This is a genomic window from Methylophaga sp. UBA2689 (assembly GCA_002354555.1).
In the GTDB taxonomy this organism is placed as follows: domain Bacteria; phylum Pseudomonadota; class Gammaproteobacteria; order Nitrosococcales; family Methylophagaceae; genus Methylophaga.
The window spans coordinates 12,036-14,164 of sequence record DELT01000090.1; the positions used below are offsets into that span (position 1 = coordinate 12,036).

Below are 2,129 nucleotides of genomic sequence, written 5' to 3' on the forward strand. Positions count from 1 at the left end.
AGAATCGGCTGATAGAACAACACAAACAGATCCTGTTCCAGAGCCTGTTCAATTCGATGTTTCCATAACACACGGGCTTGCAGTTGCTCTCGGGTACGATCATCAGGTGAAAAGGTATGGAAACTGCCCTTACCAAAAGCTTTTGCCTGGTACATTGCCAGATCAGCAAACCCCATCAGTTCATGAATACTGGCATCCTGTAACGGGAAGTGCACAATACCGATACTGGTGGATACTTTGTGGTGAACTGCACCATATTCGAGCTGAATAGTGCTCAGCTCATGGATTATTTTTTTTGCCAATGTGATAGCCCCGGCAGAATCGCTTTCAGGCATTAAAATGGCAAACTCATCGCCTCCCAGTCTGGCAACCAGATCAGTAAAACGGGTAACCCGTTTGAGGGCACGGGCAACCAGAATCAACAGTTCATCACCGGCCCGATGACCGCTGGTATCGTTGATGTCCTTGAATTGATCCAAATCGAGATACAGCAGGGTGTTGTGGTGGTGATACCGAATCGCCATACGCAGCGACTTTTCGAACTCTTCAATAAATTTTCGTCGATTACATAAGTCGGTCAGCGGATCATGCTCAGCCATCCAGACAATGCGTTTTTCAGCGTCTTTTTTATCAGTCATATCCAAACCAACGGATAAAATTACCGCTTGCTGATTATCATGTTCGAGGCGTGAATGCAGCCAGGAAATCTGACGGATAAGGCCGTTTTTATCAATGAGTTCGGCATCCTGTTGGGCTATTCGCTGATGACCGGCCAGCAATTCATTGAAATGGATATTGGCCTCAGTCCAATGACTGGCTGGAAACATTCTGGCGACATTGGTATTGAGAACTTCATTTTTGTTATAGCCGGTAATTTGTTCGCCATAATCATTAAACAGCGAAATATCAAATTTTTTATCGATGGTTAAAACGATTAACTGGGCGGTATCAAGCAGACTTTTTATGAAGTCACGATCTTTACGCAGCTCACGGTTCTTAATCTGAACCTGCTGATTGCGTAACCTTCTGTGCTGATCGAGATGATCCAGCACATTTATCAGTTGATGAGTCAGGTTCGACAGCTCAATGACTTCCTGATCAATACTGCTGACAGTCGTTTCTGATAATAGCTGGCGTGCCTGCTGATATTTTTTTGCCGACAATAAGGGAAGGGCCAGAGATATTTGTTCAATCTGAGTTAACGGTTGGGATAGACGTCGCAATACCCATAACGTTAAGGCCAGAGAAAACAACAATATCAACAAAAATGGTAAGAGATAGATAGTCAGCAGCTGTGCTTTTTCAAAAAGTCCCTGCTGAAAGTTTAAATAACCGATAACACTCAGAATGATGAAGCCGGTCAGACAACTGCCAAAAAAAATACTGTAGGCCGTTTTCCAATGAAGTTGAAGTTTTGACATCCTGGCCATTTATATCTCATCCATGGGAAGCAATATGCCGGCGATTATGGCATATCACGGAGTGAAAATAATGTGCGCAATCTACTGTTGTTCATCACGAGAAACTTTGCGGAGTACCCAATCCAGAGCGTTGGCAGGTAAAACGCGTTTGAGATACGCAAACAGATACGTCGGAAAAGTAACGTAATAACGAATCTTTGGTCGATCGGCTTCTATGGCATGTACTAACTTATCAACTACTGCTTTGGCTGGAAGGGTGAAAGGTGCTGCTGGCCCTGGCGTTAACAGGCGTTTTTCCATTGCTGTATAGCTGGCCTTATGAGCACTGGTATCTTTATTAATATGCTGCTGATATTTGGTAAAAGCATTTTGCCTGAACTGGCTGGTTATTGGGCCAGGTTCGATGAGCGAAATGGTAATACCTGTACCTTTTAACTCCAAACGCAAGGTATCAGCCAAACCTTCGATGGCGAATTTACTGGCGTTGTATGCGCCCCGATAGGGTAAGGCGATGAGCCCTAATACAGAGCTGTTATAGATGATTCTGCCAGATCCCTGCTGGCGCATCTGTTTTATCACCAGGTTAGTCAGTTCCTGAGTACCAAACACATTGGTCTCAAATTGTTCACGGAGCGCGTCCCGGGTCAAATCTTCCACTGCGCCTGGCTGACCATAAGCAGCATTATTAAATAACACATCGACTTTACC

At 44.5% G+C, this 2,129-nt stretch carries 2 protein-coding genes; both read right to left on the bottom strand.

The annotated features are described in order from the left end of the window. The coding region (locus B3M51_RS10470; protein WP_292759009.1) for a diguanylate cyclase domain-containing protein at positions 1-1,430 on the bottom strand (1,430 nt) is incomplete at its 3' end. A gap of 72 nt (positions 1,431-1,502) precedes the next feature. Continuing rightward, on the bottom strand, positions 1,503-2,129 hold a 627-nt coding region (locus B3M51_RS10475), incomplete at its 5' end, for an SDR family NAD(P)-dependent oxidoreductase (RefSeq protein WP_292759012.1).